The sequence below is a fragment of the Neobacillus niacini genome, assembly GCF_030817695.1.
In the GTDB taxonomy this organism is placed as follows: domain Bacteria; phylum Bacillota; class Bacilli; order Bacillales; family Cytobacillaceae; genus Neobacillus; species Neobacillus niacini_F.
The window spans coordinates 1,930,469-1,952,703 of record NZ_JAUSZQ010000002.1 but is presented as its reverse complement, the minus strand read 5'-3'; the positions used below and the strand labels follow the sequence as shown (position 1 = coordinate 1,952,703).

24 protein-coding genes and 1 riboswitch are annotated in these 22,235 nt (G+C 38.1%); of the genes, 8 read left to right on the top strand and 16 right to left on the bottom strand.

Annotated elements, in window-relative coordinates; genetic code table 11:
- Window positions 1–143: 143 nt before the first annotated feature.
- Complete coding sequence (locus QFZ28_RS09995; protein WP_307194489.1) at window positions 144–956, bottom strand: hypothetical protein; 813 nt, start codon at window positions 954–956, stop codon at window positions 144–146.
- A 259-nt stretch (window positions 957–1,215) separates the two neighbouring features.
- On the opposite strand from QFZ28_RS09995, the gene QFZ28_RS09990 reads away from it, so the two are divergent.
- Window positions 1,216–2,400, top strand: coding sequence for a chromate transporter (locus QFZ28_RS09990; protein ID WP_307194488.1), 1,185 nt, complete (start codon window positions 1,216–1,218; stop codon window positions 2,398–2,400).
- A 38-nt stretch (window positions 2,401–2,438) separates the two neighbouring features.
- On the opposite strand, the gene QFZ28_RS09985 is transcribed toward QFZ28_RS09990, so the two are convergent.
- The gene (locus QFZ28_RS09985; RefSeq protein ID WP_307194487.1) at window positions 2,439–4,988 is read right to left on the bottom strand and encodes a vitamin B12-dependent ribonucleotide reductase; all 2,550 of its coding nucleotides are present in this window, start codon (window positions 4,986–4,988) and stop codon (window positions 2,439–2,441) included.
- 381 nt (window positions 4,989–5,369) lie between these two features.
- Here QFZ28_RS09985 and QFZ28_RS09980 point away from each other — a divergent pair, with 381 nt between their 5' ends.
- On the top strand, window positions 5,370–5,849 hold the full coding sequence (locus tag QFZ28_RS09980) for an SRPBCC family protein (RefSeq protein WP_307194486.1): 480 nt from the start codon (window positions 5,370–5,372) through the stop codon (window positions 5,847–5,849).
- A gap of 38 nt (window positions 5,850–5,887) precedes the next feature.
- On the opposite strand, the gene QFZ28_RS09975 is transcribed toward QFZ28_RS09980, so the two are convergent.
- A complete protein-coding gene (locus QFZ28_RS09975) occupies window positions 5,888–6,724 on the bottom strand; it encodes a lipoate--protein ligase family protein (RefSeq protein WP_307194485.1) in 837 nt (278 codons plus the stop codon).
- Window positions 6,725–6,905: 181 nt separating this feature from the next.
- Here QFZ28_RS09975 and QFZ28_RS09970 point away from each other — a divergent pair, with 181 nt between their 5' ends.
- Entirely contained in the window at window positions 6,906–7,289 is a 384-nt protein-coding gene (locus QFZ28_RS09970) for a rhodanese-like domain-containing protein (RefSeq protein ID WP_307194484.1), read from the top strand.
- Window positions 7,290–7,446: 157 nt separating this feature from the next.
- Here QFZ28_RS09970 and gcvPB read toward each other — a convergent pair whose 3' ends face one another.
- From gcvPB to gcvT, 3 genes are read right to left on the bottom strand one after another with little or no spacing between them, the layout of a single operon-like run.
- The gene (gene gcvPB, locus QFZ28_RS09965; protein WP_307194483.1) at window positions 7,447–8,907 is read right to left on the bottom strand and encodes an aminomethyl-transferring glycine dehydrogenase subunit GcvPB; all 1,461 of its coding nucleotides are present in this window, start codon (window positions 8,905–8,907) and stop codon (window positions 7,447–7,449) included.
- Window positions 8,900–10,246 (bottom strand): aminomethyl-transferring glycine dehydrogenase subunit GcvPA, encoded by a 1,347-nt coding sequence (gcvPA, locus tag QFZ28_RS09960; RefSeq protein ID WP_307194482.1) that lies wholly within the window; start codon window positions 10,244–10,246, stop codon window positions 8,900–8,902. Before gcvPA ends, gcvPB begins: the two co-directional genes overlap by 8 nt.
- A 20-nt stretch (window positions 10,247–10,266) precedes the next feature.
- Entirely contained in the window at window positions 10,267–11,370 is a 1,104-nt protein-coding gene (gene gcvT, locus QFZ28_RS09955) for a glycine cleavage system aminomethyltransferase GcvT (RefSeq protein ID WP_307194481.1), read from the bottom strand.
- A 186-nt stretch (window positions 11,371–11,556) separates the two neighbouring features.
- A riboswitch (glycine riboswitch) is annotated at window positions 11,557–11,645 on the bottom strand.
- A gap of 157 nt (window positions 11,646–11,802) precedes the next feature.
- Here gcvT and QFZ28_RS09950 point away from each other — a divergent pair.
- Window positions 11,803–13,491, top strand: coding sequence for a DEAD/DEAH box helicase (locus QFZ28_RS09950; protein ID WP_307194480.1), 1,689 nt, complete (start codon window positions 11,803–11,805; stop codon window positions 13,489–13,491).
- A complete protein-coding gene (locus QFZ28_RS09945) occupies window positions 13,469–14,260 on the top strand; it encodes a YqhG family protein (protein ID WP_307194479.1) in 792 nt (263 codons plus the stop codon). The genes QFZ28_RS09950 and QFZ28_RS09945 overlap by 23 nt, the downstream gene beginning before the upstream one ends.
- A 32-nt stretch (window positions 14,261–14,292) precedes the next feature.
- On the opposite strand, the gene QFZ28_RS09940 is transcribed toward QFZ28_RS09945, so the two are convergent.
- The 8 genes from QFZ28_RS09940 to comGA form a co-directional block, all read right to left on the bottom strand.
- Window positions 14,293–14,481, bottom strand: a complete 189-nt coding sequence (locus tag QFZ28_RS09940) for a YqzE family protein (RefSeq protein WP_063251304.1) — start codon at window positions 14,479–14,481, stop codon at window positions 14,293–14,295.
- A gap of 69 nt (window positions 14,482–14,550) precedes the next feature.
- The gene (gene comGG, locus QFZ28_RS09935; RefSeq protein WP_307194478.1) at window positions 14,551–14,949 is read right to left on the bottom strand and encodes a competence type IV pilus minor pilin ComGG; all 399 of its coding nucleotides are present in this window, start codon (window positions 14,947–14,949) and stop codon (window positions 14,551–14,553) included.
- On the bottom strand, window positions 14,931–15,407 hold the full coding sequence (comGF, locus tag QFZ28_RS09930; RefSeq protein WP_307194477.1) for a competence type IV pilus minor pilin ComGF: 477 nt from the start codon (window positions 15,405–15,407) through the stop codon (window positions 14,931–14,933). The genes comGG and comGF overlap by 19 nt, the downstream gene beginning before the upstream one ends.
- The gene (gene comGE, locus QFZ28_RS09925) at window positions 15,355–15,693 is read right to left on the bottom strand and encodes a competence type IV pilus minor pilin ComGE (protein WP_307194476.1); all 339 of its coding nucleotides are present in this window, start codon (window positions 15,691–15,693) and stop codon (window positions 15,355–15,357) included. The genes comGF and comGE overlap by 53 nt, the downstream gene beginning before the upstream one ends.
- Complete coding sequence (comGD, locus tag QFZ28_RS09920; protein WP_307194475.1) at window positions 15,677–16,111, bottom strand: competence type IV pilus minor pilin ComGD; 435 nt, start codon at window positions 16,109–16,111, stop codon at window positions 15,677–15,679. Before comGD ends, comGE begins: the two co-directional genes overlap by 17 nt.
- A complete protein-coding gene (gene comGC, locus QFZ28_RS09915; RefSeq protein ID WP_307194474.1) occupies window positions 16,111–16,422 on the bottom strand; it encodes a competence type IV pilus major pilin ComGC in 312 nt (103 codons plus the stop codon). The genes comGD and comGC overlap by 1 nt, the downstream gene beginning before the upstream one ends.
- Window positions 16,423–16,473: 51 nt before the next feature.
- Window positions 16,474–17,505, bottom strand: coding sequence for a competence type IV pilus assembly protein ComGB (gene comGB, locus QFZ28_RS09910; protein WP_307194473.1), 1,032 nt, complete (start codon window positions 17,503–17,505; stop codon window positions 16,474–16,476).
- Window positions 17,492–18,574 (bottom strand): competence type IV pilus ATPase ComGA, encoded by a 1,083-nt coding sequence (comGA, locus tag QFZ28_RS09905; protein WP_307194472.1) that lies wholly within the window; start codon window positions 18,572–18,574, stop codon window positions 17,492–17,494. Before comGA ends, comGB begins: the two co-directional genes overlap by 14 nt.
- A 292-nt stretch (window positions 18,575–18,866) precedes the next feature.
- Here comGA and QFZ28_RS09900 point away from each other — a divergent pair, with 292 nt between their 5' ends.
- Window positions 18,867–19,562, top strand: a complete 696-nt coding sequence (locus QFZ28_RS09900) for a helix-turn-helix transcriptional regulator (protein ID WP_307194471.1) — start codon at window positions 18,867–18,869, stop codon at window positions 19,560–19,562.
- A gap of 80 nt (window positions 19,563–19,642) precedes the next feature.
- Window positions 19,643–19,891 carry a DUF2626 domain-containing protein gene (locus QFZ28_RS09895; RefSeq protein ID WP_063251310.1) on the top strand — a complete coding sequence of 83 codons (249 nt, stop codon included), beginning with the start codon at window positions 19,643–19,645 and terminating at the stop codon, window positions 19,889–19,891.
- Between the two features lie 48 nt (window positions 19,892–19,939).
- Here QFZ28_RS09895 and QFZ28_RS09890 read toward each other — a convergent pair whose 3' ends face one another.
- Both QFZ28_RS09890 and QFZ28_RS09885 read right to left on the bottom strand, forming a co-directional pair.
- Complete coding sequence (locus tag QFZ28_RS09890) at window positions 19,940–21,028, bottom strand: class I SAM-dependent methyltransferase (protein WP_307194470.1); 1,089 nt, start codon at window positions 21,026–21,028, stop codon at window positions 19,940–19,942.
- Between the two features lie 199 nt (window positions 21,029–21,227).
- Window positions 21,228–21,863: an MBL fold metallo-hydrolase gene (locus QFZ28_RS09885; RefSeq protein ID WP_307194469.1), complete on the bottom strand. Its 636-nt coding sequence runs from the start codon at window positions 21,861–21,863 to the stop codon at window positions 21,228–21,230.
- A gap of 195 nt (window positions 21,864–22,058) precedes the next feature.
- Here QFZ28_RS09885 and QFZ28_RS09880 point away from each other — a divergent pair, with 195 nt between their 5' ends.
- A complete protein-coding gene (locus QFZ28_RS09880; protein ID WP_307194468.1) occupies window positions 22,059–22,235 on the top strand; it encodes a DUF2759 domain-containing protein in 177 nt (58 codons plus the stop codon).

Genomic DNA, 22,235 nt, shown 5'->3' with positions numbered 1-22,235 from the left:
TGATGATAAAAAGGAAGGTTTACTAAGTTAATACTATAACAATAGTAGTCAGATATTATGAAGAACGTATGAAGAGTTTTCGACAATTTTGGAACAGTTTCTAGCAGGCAAAAAGCACCCAAATTGCCGGTGCTTTTCTATGTCTATTTAATTTCTACAACGTATGGATATACGAATACTTGGCCGCTAAACTTAAACTCTGCCCATATCTTATAAATTCCTGGTTCTGAAAATTTTGTAACAAACACAGGCTCATTTTCTTCTAATGGGTGAACGTGAATGTAATTTTCCCCTTTTTGATCAAGTATTACGACATGTCCTAATGCCCCAAGATACTGCTCTGGGGTATCTCCAGCTAAATCAAATGTTAGTTGGATTTCCTCATTTACTTTTAATGAACTTGGAAGCAGTTTAACTGTATGGCCGCCTGCTTCCTTTGTTAATTCAGTGTCAACGGTTAAAGAATTTTCCTCATGTTCATGATGTTCTCCCACCGTGAATGAAATCGGCGTTACCTCATATGTCTTGCCAGTTGGTTTAATATCAACAAATGCTTTATACTCGCCTGCTGGTAATGAATGAGGTACTTTGAAGACTCCAGGTTCGTTTGGTTGAGGATGTAAATGCTGATACTCTTTCAAATCGGTGCTGACAACAATCAAATGAAGCAGCTTTTCATGATTTACTTCTAAATCTGATACGGGGTTTCCATCTATATCATTCAAAGTAATAATCAATTCTCCATTATTAACTTGGAGACTAGGAATGACCTCACTTTTACCATCGTGGTTTTCATCGTTTTCTTCATGCTCCTGACCATGGGAAGACGCTGCATCTTGTTCGTGTGGTGCCTTTGTATCATTATGAGACTTTGGTTCCGCAAAAGAAGCATAGACATAATATCCTCCTACAATAACAAACAGGTAGACTAGTGCAGAAATAGTCCATTTTTTCATTCAAACTCACTCCTTAATACCTATATAGGGTATATTTTTTTGGAATAGAAAGCGTGCTAATTTATTGCACGCTTCTTTTACTAAAACAATACGAAAATGTTGTAAATTTACTGATGAAAAGATTATATTATACCCTGGTATGGTATGTAAAGGGTATTTACAAAATCTTAATATGAATGGAAACTGTTTTAGGTGAATATTTCGAAAAATACAGATAAACTTACCTATATAATACTTGCGATTTTTAAAAGGGGGATATATGAAACAAGGTAACTTTACATCACTAATAGAAATCCTTATTGTTTCTATAAAACTTGGACTAACCTCGTTTGGCGGTCCAATTGCTCATTTAGGATATTTCCATGACGAGTATGTTCGGAGAAGAAAATGGCTGGATGAACAAGCATACGCCAATTTAGTAGCTCTGTGCCAATTTTTACCTGGTCCGGCCAGCAGTCAGGTTGGAATAGGGATAGGAGTAATGCGCGGCGGTTTGTTAGGAGGAATTTTAGCTTTTATTGGTTTTACAACCCCTTCAGTCGTCATGCTGATCGTTTTTGCCCTCGTTCTACAAGGAATGGATATCGGAAATGCAGGCTGGATTCACGGGTTAAAAATTGTAGCAGTTGCCGTTGTGGCTCATGCTATATGGGGAATGGCACAAAAGTTAACGCCTGATTTATCCCGAAAAGCAATTGCTTTATTGGCTTTAATATGTACGCTATTATGGCAAACAGCCTATACACAGGTAAGTGTAATCATCGTGGCAGCAGTTGCAGGTTTAATTATCTATAAGGGACAGAAGGAATCTTCTCCCTCTGCTATACAGGTTCCACTTTCTCGAAGCTTTGCTTTCATTTGTTTGGGTTTGTTTTTCGGATTATTGATTGTCCTTCCTATTTTAAGAGAGCTGACTGCGTCTAGCTGGGTGGCGATGTTTGATAGCTTTTATCGGTCCGGTTCTTTAGTGTTTGGCGGCGGGCATGTGGTTTTACCGTTATTGGAACAAGAATTTGTTCCAAGTGGCTGGCTCAGTAAGGAAGCGTTCCTAGCTGGATATGGAGCAGCACAGGCAGTACCTGGACCATTGTTTACCTTTGCTGCCTATATAGGTGCGGTTGTGAATGGATGGGCTGGAGGCTTGCTAGCAACCTTTGCAATCTTTCTCCCTGCGTTTTTATTGGTGTTAGGAACGCTGCCGTTTTGGGTCACCATAAATCGTAATCCAAAAATAACAGGGGCAATAATGGGTGTAAATGCAGCTGTTGTGGGAATACTGATTTCTGCTTTTTATGATCCAATTTGGACTAGTTCCATTCCAGGTCCAATGGATTTTGCTTTTGCAGCCCTATTGTTCAGCATGCTAGCTTATTGGAAACTGCCGCCATGGGTGATTGTGGTTACTGGAATTATCGGAGGATACTTACTTAGTTTGAATGTGTAAAAAATGAGGATGCCCTAGGGGCATCCTCATTTTACATTTTATAAACCACACTTAAGCTGTGTACCACAGTTTGAACATGTATTACAGCCGCCAATTTCTTTTACTTTACCTTTTCGGCAAACCGGACAGGTGTTTCCAACTTCAGAACCAATCGTTACATCTGTTGAACGAAGGTCACTAATGGTATCAACAAGTACAACGTGTTGTTTCGTTTTTTCTGTGAATGTTGGGATCTCGTTTTCTTCAGCTTTAAGGGTAAGGACTTGTGAATCACGTGATCCATCTACATAGACGGTACCACCCTTAGCTCCGCCTTTGTAAAGACGCTCATACACTTTTTCCACTTGCTCAACACTATATCCTTGTGGAGCATTTACTGTTTTACTAATGGAACTGTCAATCCAACGCTGAATAACACATTGAACATCAGCATGCGCTTCAGGTGCAAGTTCCATAGCTGCAACAAACCAGTTAGGAAGATTATCCGCATCTGCTTCAGGGTGCTGGTCTAGGTATTCTTGAACGATATCAGCTTTTACTTCGATAAATTTACCTAAACGTCCGCTTCGGAAATAAGAGAATGAGAAATAAGGTTCAAGGCCTGTGGAAACCCCAACCATGGTCCCAGTGGATCCAGTAGGAGCAACAGTTAGCAAGTGTGAATTTCTTATTCCATTTTCTAATATAGATTGACGGACATCTTCAGGCATTTTCTTCATATATCCTGTATCGATGAACGCTTGACGTAAACGGTTCGTTTGTTCGAGTGTTTCACCGTTTAAGAATGGGAAGCTTCCCTTTTCTTTGGCTAGTTCCACTGATGTCTTATACGCTGTGGTTGCAATTACTTCAAATACTTGATCAACAAGTTTATTTCCTTCTTCTGAGCCATACACCGTTTCACAATAGATTAGCATATCATGTAAGCCCATTACGCCAAGACCTACACGGCGCTCACCTAGAGCCTGCTTCTTATTTTCTTCAAGGAAATATGGTGTTGCATTAATAACGTTATCTTGCATTCTTACGCCTACAGCTACAGTCTTCTTTAACTTTTCAAAATCAACTGTTTTTGTTTCCTTATCTGCCATTTCTGCAAGATTCACAGCTGCAAGGTTACAAACAGAAAATGGTGCGAGAGGTTGCTCTCCACAAGGATTTGTTGCTACTACTTGCTGACCGTATGCCTTTGCATTTGTCATGTCGTTGGCGTTGTCAATGAAGAATATTCCTGGCTCAGCTGAGTAAGTTGCGCAAATGTTTATAAGGTTCCAAAGTTCTTTTGCTTTGATCTTCTTATAAACTCGTACTTTGTGACCGAGTCTCTCCCATTCGCGAACGTCCCCAACATTATGCCATTCTTCATTGTAAATCTTCATTTCCTCTTTACTATAATGTTCAACATATGGGAAACGAAGCTCGTAATCACTATCATTTTCAACAGCTTCCATAAATTCTTTGGTTAAACAGATAGAGATGTTAGCCCCTGTTAAGAATTCTGGATTATGAACGGTATAGTTCCCGCCAGTTTGAAGCTTCTCTTCAGCCTCAGCAATGATTTCTTCACCGAAGCCACCTAAGCCTGGAATATGTTTATAATTAACAATTCCCTGGTACATTGCTTTCTCTTGGGCAGTTAGCGGAGTTAATTTTAGTTTGTCCTGAGCATGCTTCTTGATTGTCTCATCGTTTGTATTTTCAATTAGGAACCGTAGAATTCTAGGGTTTTGCATTTTTGAAATAATAAATTCAATAACATCTGGGTGCCAATCCGCTAGCATGATCATCTGCGCGCCCCTACGCGATCCACCTTGTTCTACTAGATGTGTCAATTTCGCAATATCATCTAACCAAGACACTGAACCAGATGATTTTCCATTTACACCTCGTGCCAAGGTGTTTCGTGGTCGTAGTGTTGAACCATTTGTACCCACACCGCCGCCACGGCTCATGATTTCCATTACCTGTTTACGGTGATCTGAGATACCTTCACGTGAATCTGGAACAAAAGGCATTACGTAGCAATTAAAGAATGTTACATCTGTTTCTGCTCCTGCCCCATAAAGGACACGACCAGCTGGAATGAAGTTCATTGAAACAAGTTCATTGTAAAACTTTTCAAACCACTCGATTCGCTTCTCTTCTGTTTCTTCAACAGAAGCAAGACCAGTAGCATTTCTCTTAGCAATCTGCTCATAAAACAATTCTAGAGGCTTCTCAATGACATCTAACGAGCGCCAAATCAATCCTGTCGCCGATTCTTCAGGGTCATCTAGGACACCTCTAAATTCCTCTTCTACTAAAACCTTTGCTTTTTTACTCTCCCAATCAATCTCCATGATGTATCCAAGACCGCGCGCTGGGAATTTTGGATCTTCTTTTATAGTGAGAACAACAAAGTCGCCATTCGTTAGGGTGATTTTTGCAGTATCTTTGAAGGTGTAACGGTCCAACATGACCAATCGTGAAACACCCTTATGAGTTATTTTCATATCTGGGGTAACCGGGTGCACTTGGGGGAATAAGCGGATATCCTCATTCAACCTTTCAAAATCAATATTCATTTTTTGTCTAAAAACTACAGACATGAGAACAACTCCTTCAAAAATTTCTATATCTTGTGTAGGATTCTAGTAAGTTATGCTATATCTAGCTGACTTGATATAAATAAGTTACCATAGGTAGTTATAACAAATCAATATATAGTACCGAAAATATTTTCGACACCACTACATATTGTGGTAAAGGCAAAAAACATAAACTTTGTCAAACTCAAAATAAACTAGAAACAAGAGAATAGATAAGATATCTCTCATTTTTCGGGATAAAACACGAAAATTTAACAAATTTCGCAGGTTGCGATTTTTTAATGCACGAAAATCTACACCTATAAAGTAGATAAATTGATTATCAAGAATAGCAAAAAAGGTATACTTAACTAATAAGTCATTAAGAGGAGGAAAATATTAATGATAGCACATATTGAAAAAGTTGAAAACGGCTATACTGCCAAATATGAACGCCATCTTAACCATTCAGTTGAAGAGGTATGGTCTTTTTTAACAGATAACGAGAAATTGCAAAAATGGTTCTCAGAGTTACACGTAGAGGAACTTCGTAAAGGCGGGGTAATTAAATTTGATATGGGGGATGGAACATTTGATGAGCTTTCTATCCTAGACTTAAAAGAACATTCTGCCTTGGAATTCTCCTGGTGGGAAGATACCGTTCGATTCGAATTGATCGAAGAATCAAATGGATGTTTATTGCGCCTAATCGAAAAAATAAATACCATTACTGACCATACCCCAAGAGATCTTGCCGGTTGGCATGTATGTCTAGATGTCATTCAAGCATTGCTTGACGGCAAGACAATAGAACGAAAACAAGAATGGGAAAAGTGGTACGAAAAATATGTTATGGAAGTCAAAAAAGTAACTCAACAATAAATAACAGGCGAACCGAAAAATAGGTTCGCCTTTTCATATTACCTTTTGAAGTTCCACTCATCATTTTCATATCGTTCTTTAGCAATTTTATTTACGTATGCAAGTTCTTCTTCCGTTAATTGATAAGATTGTAGTTCGATATTAAGTCCCTCTGCAAAGCCTTTATAGAAAGCTTCCTTTGCTTCCTCTAGTGTAATTCTTCTAGGACTGATTTCATTAATGGCAACTGCCTTACTTTTAAAAGCCGATTTCATCCTATCTTTAACTCTCTCACTAGGATATTTAAATAAACTAAACAGCTTTTCCTCATCTATATCTAATAAAATCGAACCGTGTTGCAGAATTACTCCCTTTTGCCGAGTCTGTGCACTTCCGGCCACCTTACGACCTTCAACCACAAGTTCATACCAGCTTGGTGCGTCAAAACATACTGCTGAACGAGGATTCTTCAATGCACTTCGCTCTTCATCAGTTCTTGGAACTGCAAAGTAAGCTTCTAATCCTAGCTGATGAAATCCTTTTAGGATTCCTTCAGAAATAACACGATAAGCCTCTGTTACCGATGTCGGCATTTCTGGGTGATCTTCCGAAACAATAACACTATAAGTAAGTTCATGCTCATGGAGCACACCCCTGCCGCCTGTTGGTCTTCTAACGAACCCCAATCCATGGGCTTTTACTGCCTCTAGGTCGATTTCCTTTTCAACCTTTTGGAAATATCCAATGGACAGTGTCGCAGGTTCCCATCCATAAAAGCGAATAACAGGAGGTATTCTCCCCTCACTATGCCAATCTAGTAATGCCTCATCTAACGCCATGTTAAATGATGGGGAACAATTACCGGAATCTATAAAACGCCAAACCTCTTTGCTCATATAAAAACCTCATCTTTATGTAGTTTACTCTTATTTTAGTCTACCAAAATCTGAGATGAATTCAAAACCAGATGTTTCAGGTATAATCAATTTGAAGTTTTTTGTCGTTTATTCTTTATCTTTCCGTGTTTGACTTATATAATAAAACATAGTGTACCATGCTTGAAAGGAGCAAAAGAAATTGAATTCACTTTATGTCCTACTTATCATCATCGTGGCAGTTGCAGCTTATTCCGTTTTCACCTATTTTTATCAAAAAAGGATTGTAAAAACGGTAACGGAAGAAGAATTTCGTGCCGGTTATCGAAAGGCACAATTAATCGATGTTCGTGAACCGAACGAATTCGAAGCAGGTCATATTTTAGGAGCTCGAAATATTCCAATGTCACAAATGAGAATGCGAATGAAGGAGCTTCGCCCGGATTTACCTGTTTATTTATATGACCAAAATGGCATGCGCAGCGCCAGGGCAGCACAATTTTTACACCGTAAAGGTTACAAAGATCTTACCCAGCTCCAAGGCGGATTCAAAAAATGGACTGGTAAAGTTAAAACAAAAAAATAAATTTAATGTGGGACTTCCCTTATCGGAGGTCTCTTTTTTGTTATACAAAAGACAATTTTTGATACCCAAATTCCTCTTGAAACGATACTCGGGCACAATCGTAAATGCCATAGGAAAGGGCCGGATTCAGCTTGTGAATCCGACCCTCTTTACAATCCTATGCCTTTTGATATTTTAAGATTGGTTTACGAGCAGCTGTTGCTTCGTCCATACGGCCTACTACAGTGGTATGTGGCGCTTCTTGAACGATTTCTGGGTTCTCTTCCACTTCTTTCGCAATTTGAATCATAATGTCAACGAAGGAATCTAGAGTCTCTTTCGATTCTGTTTCAGTAGGCTCAATCATGATGCATTCCTCAACATTTAATGGGAAGTAGATAGTTGGCGGATGGTAGCCAAAATCAAGCAGGCGTTTTGCAATATCCAAAGTACGAACACCTAATTTCTTCTGTCTTCTTCCGCTTAAAACAAATTCATGTTTGCAATGCTTTTCAAATGGAAGATCATAATACTCTGCAAGTCTTCTCATCATATAATTTGCATTTAATACAGCATATTCGGTTACCGCTTTTAAGCCATCTGGTCCCATTGAACGAATGTAAGTATAGGCACGAACATTGATTCCAAAGTTACCATAATAAGGCTTCACGCGGCCGATTGATTGCGGACGGTCATAATCAAATACATACTCTTCACCGCGTTTGGCAATAACAGGCTTTGGTAAAAACGGAATAAGGTCTGCTTTTACACCAACAGGACCTGAACCTGGGCCTCCGCCGCCATGTGGACCCGTAAAGGTTTTATGAAGATTTAAGTGAACAACATCAAATCCCATATCCCCTGGTCTAGCTTTTGAAAGTACCGCATTTAAGTTTGCACCATCATAATAAAGCTTACCGCCGGCAGCGTGAACAATTTCAGCCATTTCCACAATATTTTCTTCAAAAAGTCCAAGGGTATTTGGGTTAGTTAACATTAAGGCAGCTGTATCTTCCCCAACTACTCTTCTTAAATCTTCAAGGTCAACAAGGCCATTCTCATTTGATTTTACAGTGATGGTTTCTAGTCCTGCTACAGTTGCAGAAGCAGGGTTTGTTCCATGTGCAGAATCCGGAACGATAACCTTTGTACGCTTCAAATCTCCGTTTGCTTCATGGTAAGCACGAATCATCATCAATCCAGTCCATTCCCCATGAGCACCGGCAGCTGGCTGTAATGTTACTTCGTCCATTCCTGTGATCTCAATTAAATGCTCCTGCAAATCATACAACAGCTCAAGGGCACCTTGTACAGAGCTTTCGTCCTGTAGTGGATGAACATGAGCAAATCCGTTAAAACGGGCCACATTTTCGTTGATTTTTGGATTGTATTTCATTGTACATGAGCCCAATGGGTAGAAACCTGAATCAACCCCATGATTTCTCCTTGATAGCGCAGTGTAATGACGCATGATATCAAGCTCAGAAACCTCAGGAAGCTCTGGCTCCTCACTCCGTAAATATCCTTCAGGAAGAAGGCTTTCAAGGTCTAATTCGGGAACATCCATTTCCGGGAGACTGTATCCAATTCTACCTGGTGTACTTAGTTCAAAAATGAGTGCCTGATCTTCGTTATGCATGCAAATCCCCCACTTCTTTCACAAGAGTATCGATTTCTTCCTTCAATCTTTGCTCTGTTACAGCAATCAGCATATGGTTGGCAAGTTCAGGATAGTCACGTCCTAAATCGTAACCGCCAATGATTCCTTTTTGTAACAGGGCTTGGTTAATCTCTTTTACTGGTTTATTTAATTTCACAACAAATTCATTGAATGAGTGGCCATCATAAACTATATCAAAGCCAGCTTCTTTAAATGCAGTTCTTGCGTAGTGTGCCTTCTGCAAGTTAGCCGCAGCCATTTCACGTACGCCTTTTTTACCAAGGGCTGTCATGGCTACGGATGCAGCCAAAGCATTTAACGCTTGGTTTGAACAAATATTTGATGTCGCTTTATCACGACGGATATGCTGTTCGCGAGCTTGAAGCGTTAATACAAATCCACGGCGGCCCTGATCGTCAGCAGTCTGACCAACTAGACGTCCTGGTACCTTTCTCATTAACTTAGTTGTTACGGCAAAATAACCGCAGTGTGGTCCGCCAAACGCAGCCGGAATTCCAAATGGCTGTGCGTCACCAATAACAATATCTGCGCCAAACTTTCCAGGAGGTGTTAATACTCCAAGTGAAAGTGGATTGCTTGAAACAACAAATAAAGACTTATTCGCATGGACAATTTCTTCTAGTTCTTTTAAAGGTTCAATTCTTCCGAAGAAATTTGGGTACTGCACGATAACTGCGGCAATTTCTTCATTTGCGAGTCCCTTTAATGCTTCAATATCTGTAATCCCATCGTTAACTGGTACTTCAATCACTTCAAGATACTGACCTTTTGCATACGTTTTTAGGACTTCCCTTGACTCAGGATGAACAGCACCTGAAACAAGAATCTTTTTCCGTTTCGTATGACCTGCGCTCAACATCGCTGCTTCAGCTAATGCAGTCCCGCCATCATACATGGAGGAGTTTGCTACATCCATACCAGTTAACTCACAAATCATCGTCTGGAACTCAAAAATGGCTTGGAGCTCACCTTGAGAAATTTCAGGTTGATACGGTGTATAGGCTGTATAAAATTCAGACCGAGAAATAACATGGTCAACGATTACAGGCATATAGTGGTCATAAACTCCTGCTCCTAAAAAGGATACATTTGTTTTTAAATCGGCATTACGAGAAGCCATTTGAAATAGTTCTTTCATCAAAGAAGTCTCAGATTTTGCAGCTTTGATGTTGTATTCACCTTTAAATCTAACCTTTTCTGGAATATCACTGAATAATTCATCGACGGAATTAACGCCAATTGTTTCGAGCATTGCCTTTTTATCTTCTTCAGTCATAGGTAAATATCGATGTTTCATAACCTAATCTCCCCTCGTGTTTACTTTTGTCGTTTATAAAAAGGTGTTGGTACTACTTTAGCCTTCAAGCGTTTTCCACGAATTTCAACCTCAATTTCTGACTCAAGACCTGCGTATTCGTTTTTAATTAGCACAAGCCCAATGTTCTTTTTCAAGGATGGTGATTGCGTTCCCGTTGTTACTTCACCAATAAGTTCCTCACCTTTATAGACAGGGTAGCCATGACGTGGTATTCCACGGTCAATCATTTCAATTCCTACTAATTTTCTTGCCGCACCCTGTTCCTTTTGTTGTTTAAGTACTTCTTTGCCGATAAAATCTGCTTCTTTATTCAACTTAACTGCAAAGCCGATTCCTGCTTCCAGCGGAGTGATTTCAGGTGACAATTCTTGACCGTAAAGCGCAAGCGTGGCTTCAAATCTAAGAGTATCCCTGGCGCCTAAACCACAAGGAACCACACCTTCTTCTTGCCCAGCGGATAAAATCGCCTTCCAAAGTTCAGCCGCATCTGAAGCATCGCAATAAATTTCAAAGCCATCTTCACCTGTATAGCCAGTTCGTGAGACCAATGCATTTTTCCCATTAATGGTTACTTCCTGTTGGAACTTAAAGACTCCGATGGTACTAAGATCAGTATTACCTGCTAGCTTTTGAAGTACTTTTTCAGCAAGCGGGCCTTGCAGCGCCAATTGAGCCATTTTTTCAGATAGATTTTCTATCGAAACATCGCCCTCTAAATGGTCCTCAAGCCATTTATAGTCTTTTTCGATATTGGAAGCATTAACAACTAATAAATAATGATTGTCTTCTATTTTATAAACGAGAAGATCATCAACAGTGCCGCCATTTTCATAGCACATTGCATTATATTGTGCCCCGCCATTTTTAATTTTTGAAATGTCGTTTGTTAACATCTTTTGCAAATAGTTTAGACTACCTGGTCCCGTGACGATGATTTCCCCCATATGAGAAACATCGAATAAGCCAGCTTTTGTACGGACTGCCTCATGTTCTTCCTTAATGCTTGAAAATTGAACAGGCAGCTCCCAGCCTCCAAAGTCAATCGTTTTTCCACCATATTCTTTATAGACTTCGAATAGCGGTGTCCGTTTTAATTCAGTCATCAATAATCCCCCTTCAACTAAGATGTTTTTCATTTGTTGCTTCATAAATCCAGCGCCTAAAAAAACAAAAAAGGACAGAAACCTCCCTTTAACAAAAGAAGGTCTCTGTCCTTGCACCTGAAAGTTTACCTTAGATGGCTTTCCCCTTTGGTGGCTGCTCATTTTAGTCAGCACTCTCCAGAGTTGCGTCAAACAAGAGTTCTTTTGCCTGAGAGATTCACACATTGTGCTTGCTCCTTCGGCGCTACATTCGTAGTCTCTCCCCTTGTCATCATCCGCATTATAATATTTTCACATTCGGGTCATACTAAAATATACATCTGAAAAAAAAAATTATTTTATTGCAATAATTAAAACATTCAAATCTATTACTATCCTACCATTAAAGTAAAAGGTGAGCAATAAATTTTTGTGCATTAAGGAGCTGAAACCATGACTGTTGAAATAGAATTTGATTCCTCTTGGCAGGATGAATTTTTACATAGAATAGAAAATGATGGACCATGGGGAAATTGGGACCTCTTTAAACTGGCAGTCGGCATTGAAAAACACCTGATTATCCCTGAATTTGAAGGATTGCAAGCACCCAAGCATTTGCCTAATCTGACGCCTCTTCCACACCAACTCGAAACGGCAAAACAAGTAATTGAGAATATGAATGGAAAGGCCATTCTTGCCGATGAAGTTGGGCTGGGAAAAACGATAGAAGCTGGCCTTATTTTAAAAGAATACATGATTCGCGGACTCGTAAAAAAGGTTCTCATTCTTGTCCCAGCCTCTTTAGTAACCCAATGGGCTTATGAATTGAATAGTAAATTCTTTATACCCGCGGTTTCCCAAAAGAAAAGCTATGTTTGGGAACAATGTGATGTTGTCGTTTCGTCTATTGATACAGCAAAACGGGACCCACACCGTGATATTATCTATAAGCAGGACTACGATTTAATCATTATTGATGAAGCACACAAGCTAAAGAATAATAAGACCAAAAACTATGAGTTTGTTCAAAATCTAAAGAAGAAATTTTGTCTGCTTCTCACTGCTACACCCATACAAAACAGAATTGGGGAAATTTTCAACCTCGTATCCCTATTAAAACCTGGACATTTAGGCAGTGAAACAGCCTTCTATGATAAATACAAACGGGATGCCCGTTCATTAAATGATAATGAGCATTTAAAAGAGCTGGTAAATAAGGTAATGATTCGAAACCGCCGCGCCGATACAGGCATTGAATGGACCAAGAGACATGTTGAAACGATACCGATTGAATTTACACCACAGGAAAAGGAATTGTATCAAGCTATCACTGATTTAAAGAGCGAAGGCGATTGGGTCCAAACAAGTGCATTCTCGGTGATGACCTTACAGAGGGAAGCGTGCAGCAGCAGAGAGGCCGTTTTTTATACGCTTAAAAACATGCTTCAGAAAAAAGAAAACCCTACTAAGGAATTTCAAGAGCAGATTCAACATTTAATTTCAAAAGTGGAAGCAGTTCCATCCAATTCTAAAGCAGAAAAGGCTTTGGAGTTGATTCAAAAAATAGATGATAAGGTGATTATTTTTACCGAATACAGAGCAACCCAAATGTATCTGCAATGGTATTTAAAACAAAACGGGATATCATCCGTTCCGTTCCGCGGGGGCTTTAAACGAGGTAAAAAGGATTGGATGCGCGAGTTATTTCAAAAGCATGCACAGGTACTCATCGCAACAGAAGCAGGTGGGGAGGGAATTAACCTTCAATTCTGTAATCATATTATTAATTTCGATTTACCGTGGAATCCTATGAGATTGGAGCAAAGAATCGGAAGGATCCATCGTCTTGGGCAGGAAAAGGACGTTATGATCTATAATTTTGCAATACAAAACACAGTCGAGGAACATATATTAAAGCTTCTATATGAAAAAATTGAACTCTTTGAAAAAGTAATAGGTGATTTGGATGATATTTTAACGAAATTGGACTTTGGAAGTATTGAAGATCATCTAATTGATATTTTCGGACAATCCTGCTCTGAGGGTGAAATGCGGATTAAGATGGAAAATCTTACATCGATGATTGATTTGGCTAAAGATATGCAGAAGGAGGATTCACATGCAGCAGCTGGAAATTCATAACTTTCTTATACGCTATTTTCAGGCTAATGAATGTGAAATAACAGAAAATGGTCCAGGATATTTAAAGGTCCAATTAACAATTGAACTCGATAAGGAATTAATGAATCGGCCTTTTTATTGGCATTACCTAGAAAAAACTGGCGGTATACCTAATCCGATGAAGCTTACGTTTATTACGAACCCACAGATAGCACCGGAACATATTAAGGGAGAAACCGTTCATTTTGGTTCTCCTCGTCTGCACCAAATTTTTCAATCAACCAAAAAGCTAGCAAGCTACATCAGGCTTTATGAGAATCACCGGAATGGCCAACAGCAAACTCCATTAATGCCTTGGCTCTGTATGAATGTTAAGATTTCGTATCAATGCGACCGGAAACGGGATATTTACAAATCAATCGGTTTGCAGCTCATTAATGGACAAATGATTGAGGATTTTCATGAACGACTGCAGAATGTCCAACTTACACCGAAAATACCGGATTACTCGTTTACACTTTCACCTCTTGTTAAGCCAAAAAGCGGAATGTCAAGAATCGAAAACTACCTAAAAGCGGTAATTAATGAAGATGATCATACTTGGGCAGAGGATGCCCGGAAACGGTGGGAACAGGATTTACGCCTTCTTGATCATTTTTATGAGGACGCGGAAGAAGAAAATGAAAGTTACGAAACGGAGAAAAAGGCCTTACAAGACCAATATGAACCAAAAATAAACATATCATTTATCAATGGAGGATTGTTTTATTTAACCGATAATGCTGTATAAAAAAGAAAGAAGCAGATCTTGAATCTGCTTCTTTACTCTTTCCTTCTTCTATTTTTCACTTCAATATAAAAGATATAGGGTAGTATCCCGAACCAGCGATACCAAAAAGAAGCTCTTGTTTGTTTTCGTTCTTCCCGGAGCCGTTTTCTTTCATCTTTTGGCTGGTCCGCATATTTAACAAGCGTTTGAGTCATATATTTTACATAATCATTCGTTTTCATGGACACACCTGCCTTCAGTCTTCACTAAAAAGTATGTCCATATTTCAATTTTTCAAACAACTAATTTCCTTAGTAAATTTCAATCCACTTTATCATTTTCTTGGAAGCAATATCGAAAAAACCGCGTCCTACCACTGTTGTACCTGTATGCATTCTAAGAGTGAAGTTGATTTTCTGTACAGTTCCAATTGGAATGTCCGCTTGAAATCCTATGCTGCCCTTTAAATAGGTAAAGGTACCTTTGGATGGAATTACACCACCCGATTGCATGATTTCTTCAATTTTTTTCACCGATGAATGAAAATAATATTCCTCCTGGAGAATGATTGTATTTTCATAGGACAACTTCCTTTCGGTTAACAGCTGTTCTACACGAAAGGTGAATAGTAATAGGAAGAGGATAACCACTGCTAAAGTTAGTGGATATGTAAATCCATTTTCATTATTTCTCATATGACCGGAAACCATTGAATATAAGAATGTCCTACCACATTGTACTCCTTCCCCCAAACATCTTTTACAATAATTTTTATGGAGTTATTAACCCTAGTAAAGGTAACGGAAGATACATTTTGGAGTAACGTCTCATGCCCCGAGGAATTCACACGCCTTCTTATGTTGCTTCCATATTTCTCGTAAGTAATACTTTCATTATTATTTGTTAACACCAGTCGACCTGAGACTACCTCAGCTTTAGAGCTAATACGAATTTCTTTTTTGATTTGGCTGCAAAAAACATCCCATTCCATTTCCTGAAGCCTTCCATTTGAATCTTTATTGTTTAAAACAATATGAAATACAGGAGCCATGAAAAATATAATGGTCATAAAAACTGAAAAGGCAAAAAGCACCTCGAGGAGCGTAAAGGCTTTTTCATTCCGGTACTTTACAAATTTCTGTTCTTGGAAGAAAGGAATTTCCCTCAATTTTTACACACACCTCCTTTTGTCCAGTCCCTGACGATTGATTCCAATAAATCTTATATTCTGTTCCATTATGAAGTATGGAGTAATTTGAGTTTGTTCTGTCTTCAGTTAAATTTGCTTGTAGTTCTTCATATAAGAACTGTACCGCTTTTTTATCCCTCACAAGCTGTTGAGATTGATTGGATAATTCCATTAATAACGGCATAAAAAACATGCCCATCATAAACCATGCAGATAGTGATAATAGGAGCTCTAGTAAAAAGAATCCATCATTCTTCCATAACATAAAACCGTCCCTTTCCAATCAAAAGAGTTAATCGGTAATTTTTTTGTTTTGTCCGAATATATAATGTACCGAATCTGTCTACATTTCCATTTGAGTTAAATTTAAAAACTAATTGAATCGTTCCTTGAGTCACAGTAACCATTGGAGAATGATTTCTTTCAATCAGCTGTTTACTGACTGTACTGATGAGATACCTGTGCTCATGTTCATAAAAGATAACTTTGACTTCCATCTGATTAGCAATAGCGTATTGCTGACCATAATATAAGTCCGCTTTTAATTGGGAAATAAAGGCCTTATCAACAGCTGAATAATATTGTGGCTTCATGTTAAAGGCAGTTATCGAGGAGATGATTAGAAAGATGGAGAGAACAATCAACGATTCTATTAGTGTAAATCCCTTTTGATTGCGGAGCATTACGTTGTTGGTACTGCGGTTACTTTACCTTCTGAATCAATCTGTACATTCTTCGTTCCATTTGGACAACCAGTATCTTCAATTAGATATCCATCCGTAATCAAATTTGCCATTGTTGGCACCTTGTTATTTTCCATAATATACGACTGCACCTGTGCTTGAACCATTTTCACAAACGCATAACAGCCCTTATTGTTAATATTGGTATTATGCCTTGCCACATTCGGAATTGTAACAATTAATAAAACAGAAATAACCAGCATTACAATCATCATTTCTATAAGAGTAAAACCCTTTTCATTTTTCAACATCAGTAATTCCTCCATTTATTATATTTTTAGTCCCAATGCTCTTAAGCGTTTCTATATTCCTTCTAGGAGTTGGAACATTGGTAATAATATTGCTAAGTACATGGATACAACGAGTAACCCAATAAAAAGATAAAGCATAGGTTGAATCATTTTTAAACTCTTTTCGATTCTTTCTTCCATATTCACCATACAGTGCTCGCTGAAGAAGAGTAATTCCTGTTCCAATTTCCCATTCTCTTGACCATGTTTAATAATCATCGGAAACTCTTTTTCAAAGAATGGAAAGGAAGCCAAAATAGACTCTAGTTTTTCTCCCGTTAACAGTTTTTGCTTAATCACCATTCCCAGCCGACTATAAAAGGGCTGTCTGTGATTCTTCTCAAATAAGATTAGTGCCTCAAATACGGAAATACCACCCGCTAAAAGAAAGCTGAGTTGTACAGAAAAATAATGAGTAAACAACAATTTGAGGATTCTTCCTGCAATCGGAATTCTTACCAGAATTGCTCTTTGCTTAAGAATGGAGACTTTTCGAAATACAAAAAAATAATAAGTTGCGCCTACTGCCAGAAGAAACACTACACCAGTCATAAATATAGGAAAATATTCATCAAAGGAATAAAGTACTTTCATAAAGAAATTTGCTTCAAGACTCATAGACTGGAAGAGACTTGTAAATTTAGGAAGCAATGATTTTTGGACAAATACAAATAGAAAGCCAGTAATAAAGGTAAGTAAAGCTGGATACTGTAATAGTTTCAAAAGCTTTTTCCTATCATTCTCCTTTACTAATGCTAAACTGCTCCCTTCTAAGAGTGCCTCCGCAAAGCTGCCATGCTGTTCCGCAAAATAGACATAACCAATTAAGTCCTTATGAAACCCTATGTTATTTAGAACATCATGGAATGACATCCCATTTTTCAAATCAGCCAAACACTTGTACAATTCCTCCTTTCGGTTCTTTGGTAAGTGCAAACATAGGGACTCAATCGCTTCTGCAATTGGATAACCGCGTGCCAATAATTCTCCAATCCTTTTTAAAAAATTAGCCTGTTCATTAATAGTCCACTTATGGCGCTTCATGATCATACACCAAGCGATCATATTCAGACTCTTTAATATAGCCTAGAACAATCCCTTTTTTAATTACTTCCTTAACTGTTGTGTAATGTGAAATAATATTTTCACCTTTGGCTTCTTTCATTGCAGCATTGAGGTTTCTCCCTGACAGAAGTTCAAAAACACTCGCCCTTTTCCATCTCCCATATGAATAGCAGAAGGGTGAACACTCTCCTTCGCAATACGGACATGTTAGCTCTACTAGCCGCTGAGCTGTAACAGCAATAAGAGTTTGCTCTACCTCTAACCAATTAACACCAAACTCACGAAGACGGTATACCGCACCCTTTGCATCTCTTGTATGCATCGTACTTAGAACTAAGTGTCCTGTTAATGCTGCCCGCACAGCAATTTTGGCAGTTTCACCGTCACGGATCTCACCGACCATAATAATATCTGGATCATGACGCAGAATTGCCTTTAAACCAGCTGCATATGTCACACCTGCTTTTTCATTCACTTGTATTTGTAAAACAGAATCGTAGTTTTTTTCGATGGGGTCTTCAAGAGTAATAACGTTTCGATGAAAAAGATGTGCAGTTTCATTTAAAAGGGAATATAAAGTGGTCGTTTTACCTGATCCGGTTGGACCTGTAAAAATTATTAGGCCGTGAGCATGCTTTAGGAGAGCAAGTAGTTTTCTTGTCATACCAGGGAAAAGTGAGAGCTGATGAAAGGGAATCTGTTCTTGTTGGGGCAGAAGTCTAATCACAAGACTTTCTCGATTGTTAGAAGGAAGGGTTGACAGTCTAAGACCCATTAATTTTCCATCCACTTCACAAAAAATTGAACCGCTTTGAGGGCGCCTTCGTTCACCGATATCCATATTTGCAGTAAATTTAAAATGTGAGATTAATCTGTCGCATTCATCTTTTGGAAGTGATAACCGGGGAATAAGCTTGTTTGTTAAGCGGATTTGAATGAGTGTGTCTTTTTTCCTGGGAACAATGTGAATATCTGTTGCTTGGTTTCTGGCAGCATCTGTAATAATTCTATTCGCTAGTATTTCGATTGCACTTACAATGGGAAACACCACCTTTTATTTTGTCTTAGTAATTATACGACATCATTCATGCCTTTCCTTCAATATTCATCTTTTTTGGAAAAATTTTTTTGATTTTTCACTCCTAAATCTACCGAAAAACTACTCTTGACAGACATATTATATATGTTTTGTGTAAGTTTTGTATAACACCAGCACTCAAAGCATTTGGTAATTGTGAACAATTTCTAAACATATAGTGTTAACATTGTTAACCTCATTCCCATGTTTAAATAGCTGTATTATAATTGGATTAAATTATGGGGGTTCGAGGTGAACAGAGATGGAACAAACATTAAAGATCACAAATGTTTTATCAGATCCAACCAGGTACTACATCTATCAATACATTACGAAACGTCATCAAGAAGTAACAGTACAAGAGGTTGCAGAGAATTTTAATATCCATCCGAACGTTGCAAGATTACATTTATCTAAGCTTGAAGATGTTAACATGTTGGTATCTGAAACAAAAAAGACTGGTAAAGGCGGGAGACCAAGCAGGTTATACCGTTTATCAGACGATGTCATTCAATTGCACTTTCCGTTCCGAGATTACATGCTGCTATCCAAAGTAGCTATCGCTACCATGCTCACATTGGGTGAGGCGGGTAAACAGGCTCTTTACTTAACCGGGAAGCGATTTGGTACTGAAGTCATTGAACAAGAAGTGGCAAAAAGATCCTATGGGGAAGAAATAGATTTTGATCAAAAATTAACAATACTAAAAAGCGCAGCAACATTAGCAGGTTTTTACCCAGAATTTGAAGCAAATGGGGATCATACAAAAATCTACTTCCAAATCTACAATTGTCCTTTTAAAGAGGTTGCAGAGGAACATGAAAGTGTATGCGCTATGCATCACGAGTTCCTAAAAGGAATGTTTGAGGCATTATTTGAATCGGTGGAATTAGTAGAGAAAGAAAATATCATTTCTGGCTGTGAAACTTGTTCATACCAAGCACTTGTAGCAAACTAATTTGAATCTTTATTTACTTTTGAACTCCTTTTCTTTATAATATTGCATGATGGTACCGTAGGGGAAAAGGAGGGATACATATGGATCGCATGTTCAGAGTTTTGGGTTTCTGGACGGGTATTTTTACTGTTATGTTCTATCTAGGAGATATGGATAAAACAGCAATGCTATTCCTAGCCCAAACTGGATTCTTTGTTTTGTTAAGCTATCTTAAACTTTCCGAACGTATGTATATGTATGTTTTCGGAGCATATTTGACCGTATTCTTCGCAGGCTTCACTTATTGGACAACATTCATGATGCCGCTGGGTGGAGTTGGAGGACATTAAGAAGTAATCACACATAAAAACACCGGAGGAGTTCTTCTCCGGTGTTTTTTATACTTCTTCAAAAAGATTAACATCAATGATACCTTTCTGTTGAATAATCAGATGGAAAAAAGAACTTATTCCAGATGGCATAATTAAACTTCTGATTGCACGGTTTCGTTTAGCAGCCTCTGAAAAAGGATTGGGATCGTAATGGTTTTCTAATTCCTTTAGTATTCCTGCTTTTAATAAAAATTCATCCTGTCTTAGCTTTGAATGAAATACCAACTCGGCTAGCTCACCTTTTTGAATAAGCCAATCAAAATGGATATGTGTGGTAATATCCATTTCACCCGGATGCTCTAAAACATTATCAATCATTTGATGCTGATAATATCCTCTTAAGCTTCCTTTTTTTCGTGAAGGGTGCTTCCAATCTTCTTTCGTATAACCATAATCTGCTGTCACAACGATTCCCTTCGTTAGCGCTCTAGATATATCTTGTACCATCACTTCCATTAACAAAGGCACTTCAATACGCTGTTCATCTTTTAATTCCAGCATAAATTCCTCTAAAAAGGAGTGGATAGCTGGATTGGTTAATAAAACCTTCTCCTCATATAAGGTTTCATTTTTTAATCCCACCATAACCTCGTACAATTGACCGTTCTCTTTTTCTATAACATGAACTGGCAAAGCATCAAATAATTCATTTGAAAAAACCAACCCTTCGAAAGGCTCAAGTTCTTCCAGGTTGTTTACTTGGAGTACATTATGGTGTGGTGGTATTAATTCATTTTGTAATTTCAGATGATAGGGACTGCTTTCTACAATCATGTAATTGATTGGAGCTTTGATGGAATTCTCCCATTCCTGTAAAAAGGCATGGGCAAAACGTCCATTACCAGCACCAATTTCACAAAAATTAGCTTCAAGATCATTTTTCTTACAAACACTCGCAAACCATTTGGCAACGATTCTACCATAAATATCAGAAATATTACTGGTAGTGATAAAATCACCTTGGCTGCCAATTTTCTGTTTATCTTTCATATAGTAACCATATTTGGGATGGTAGAGGGCAGCTTCCATATATTCTGCATAGGAAATTAAGTTTGTTGGTGAGTTTGAAATTAAACTCTTTAAGTACGTAATCATTTAAATCTCCTTTATGTAGGTTTACATCATTGACACAGTGAAAACTTTATTATATTGTAATTCTAGTAGCTTAACTATTATCCCCTCCCATTTTTAATAGGAAAAGAACATCCCCAGAAAAACCCTCCTCAATCGAGAAGGGTTTTTTCTATAGAATAATTCCGTCTAACTCCAGCGCCCAGGGCTTCCGCTTTTGATATTAAAACCCATTTAAAAACGGATTACTATCCATTTCTTCCCCTATTGTGGTAATTGGTCCATGTCCCGATAATACTGTTGTTTCTTCTGGTAAAAATAATAATTTTTCATGAATGCTCTTCATTAAAAGTTTATGGTTACCTCCTGGCAGGTCTGTTCTGCCAATGCTGCTCTTAAATAATGCATCCCCTGATACAACAAATCCCTCTTTCTCAAAGTAATACGACACACTCCCAGGAGAATGTCCTGGAGTTTCAAGAATAGAGAACTTGAAATTACTAATCGTCATCGTTTCCTCTTTTTTAAGGATGTAGTCGGCTTTTTTCATTTTCATTAACTCTTGCATTTGAAAGTACTTGGAACCATTTAATGCCGGATCTGTCAGCCAATCTTGTTCCTCTTCATGAATATAAACCGGAATTTTATAATAGTCTCTGATTTCATCAACAGCGCCAATATGGTCGAAATGTGCATGTGTTAAAAAAATAGCAATCGGATTGAGTTCTCGTTTTGTTAACCACTTTATTAGCTTTTTCCCTTCACTCCCTGGATCAAAAATCAAACAGGTTTTGTCAGGACTCTCAACGATATAACAATTTGTTTGTAATACCCCTAATGGGATTTGTGACCATTTCATTTCTCATATACCTCCAACTATTTTTACATTACTATTATTTTACACTATGTAAGCTGCATTGCTAACTTTTTTAGCCCTCGACAAATGATTGAAAAGAATATAAAATAAGAATCGAATGTATATAATATTCTTACATAACTCTTAGAAATGTGTTGGGCTGAGCCCAAGTATTATCTAATAAAGGGGGCTTTATTAATGGGAGTAGTTATTATTTTTTCTTTGGTAGCATTACTTGCTGCTTATGGTGCATTCACTGCCCTAAAAAATAAAAATTTCTTAGGAGTATTTTTTGCAGTAGGCACATTGGCTGTTTTTGGCTGGTTTGCAATCATGACCGTTATAGAAAGTGGTTTTCCTACTGGTACACACTAA

What these genes read in the sequence shown, in the direction of transcription:
- QFZ28_RS09995 (WP_307194489.1), bottom strand. Translation starts at nt 956, where the DNA reads ATGAAAAAATGGACTATTTCTGCACTAGTCTACCTGTTTGTTATTGTA.
- QFZ28_RS09990 (WP_307194488.1), top strand. Translation starts at nt 1,216, where the DNA reads ATGAAACAAGGTAACTTTACATCACTAATAGAAATCCTTATTGTTTCT.
- QFZ28_RS09985 (WP_307194487.1), bottom strand. Translation starts at nt 4,988, where the DNA reads ATGTCTGTAGTTTTTAGACAAAAAATGAATATTGATTTTGAAAGGTTG.
- QFZ28_RS09980 (WP_307194486.1), top strand. Translation starts at nt 5,370, where the DNA reads ATGATAGCACATATTGAAAAAGTTGAAAACGGCTATACTGCCAAATAT.
- QFZ28_RS09975 (WP_307194485.1), bottom strand. Translation starts at nt 6,724, where the DNA reads ATGAGCAAAGAGGTTTGGCGTTTTATAGATTCCGGTAATTGTTCCCCA.
- gcvPB (WP_307194483.1), bottom strand. Translation starts at nt 8,907, where the DNA reads ATGCATAACGAAGATCAGGCACTCATTTTTGAACTAAGTACACCAGGT.
- gcvPA (WP_307194482.1), bottom strand. Translation starts at nt 10,246, where the DNA reads ATGAAACATCGATATTTACCTATGACTGAAGAAGATAAAAAGGCAATG.
- gcvT (WP_307194481.1), bottom strand. Translation starts at nt 11,370, where the DNA reads ATGACTGAATTAAAACGGACACCGCTATTCGAAGTCTATAAAGAATAT.
- QFZ28_RS09950 (WP_307194480.1), top strand. Translation starts at nt 11,803, where the DNA reads ATGACTGTTGAAATAGAATTTGATTCCTCTTGGCAGGATGAATTTTTA.
- QFZ28_RS09945 (WP_307194479.1), top strand. Translation starts at nt 13,469, where the DNA reads ATGCAGCAGCTGGAAATTCATAACTTTCTTATACGCTATTTTCAGGCT.
- QFZ28_RS09940 (WP_063251304.1), bottom strand. Translation starts at nt 14,481, where the DNA reads ATGAAAACGAATGATTATGTAAAATATATGACTCAAACGCTTGTTAAA.
- comGG (WP_307194478.1), bottom strand. Translation starts at nt 14,949, where the DNA reads ATGGTTTCCGGTCATATGAGAAATAATGAAAATGGATTTACATATCCA.
- comGE (WP_307194476.1), bottom strand. Translation starts at nt 15,693, where the DNA reads ATGTTATGGAAGAATGATGGATTCTTTTTACTAGAGCTCCTATTATCA.
- comGD (WP_307194475.1), bottom strand. Translation starts at nt 16,111, where the DNA reads ATGCTCCGCAATCAAAAGGGATTTACACTAATAGAATCGTTGATTGTT.
- comGC (WP_307194474.1), bottom strand. Translation starts at nt 16,422, where the DNA reads ATGTTGAAAAATGAAAAGGGTTTTACTCTTATAGAAATGATGATTGTA.
- comGB (WP_307194473.1), bottom strand. Translation starts at nt 17,505, where the DNA reads ATGAAGCGCCATAAGTGGACTATTAATGAACAGGCTAATTTTTTAAAA.
- QFZ28_RS09900 (WP_307194471.1), top strand. Translation starts at nt 18,867, where the DNA reads ATGGAACAAACATTAAAGATCACAAATGTTTTATCAGATCCAACCAGG.
- QFZ28_RS09895 (WP_063251310.1), top strand. Translation starts at nt 19,643, where the DNA reads ATGGATCGCATGTTCAGAGTTTTGGGTTTCTGGACGGGTATTTTTACT.
- QFZ28_RS09890 (WP_307194470.1), bottom strand. Translation starts at nt 21,028, where the DNA reads ATGATTACGTACTTAAAGAGTTTAATTTCAAACTCACCAACAAACTTA.
- QFZ28_RS09885 (WP_307194469.1), bottom strand. Translation starts at nt 21,863, where the DNA reads ATGAAATGGTCACAAATCCCATTAGGGGTATTACAAACAAATTGTTAT.
- QFZ28_RS09880 (WP_307194468.1), top strand. Translation starts at nt 22,059, where the DNA reads ATGGGAGTAGTTATTATTTTTTCTTTGGTAGCATTACTTGCTGCTTAT.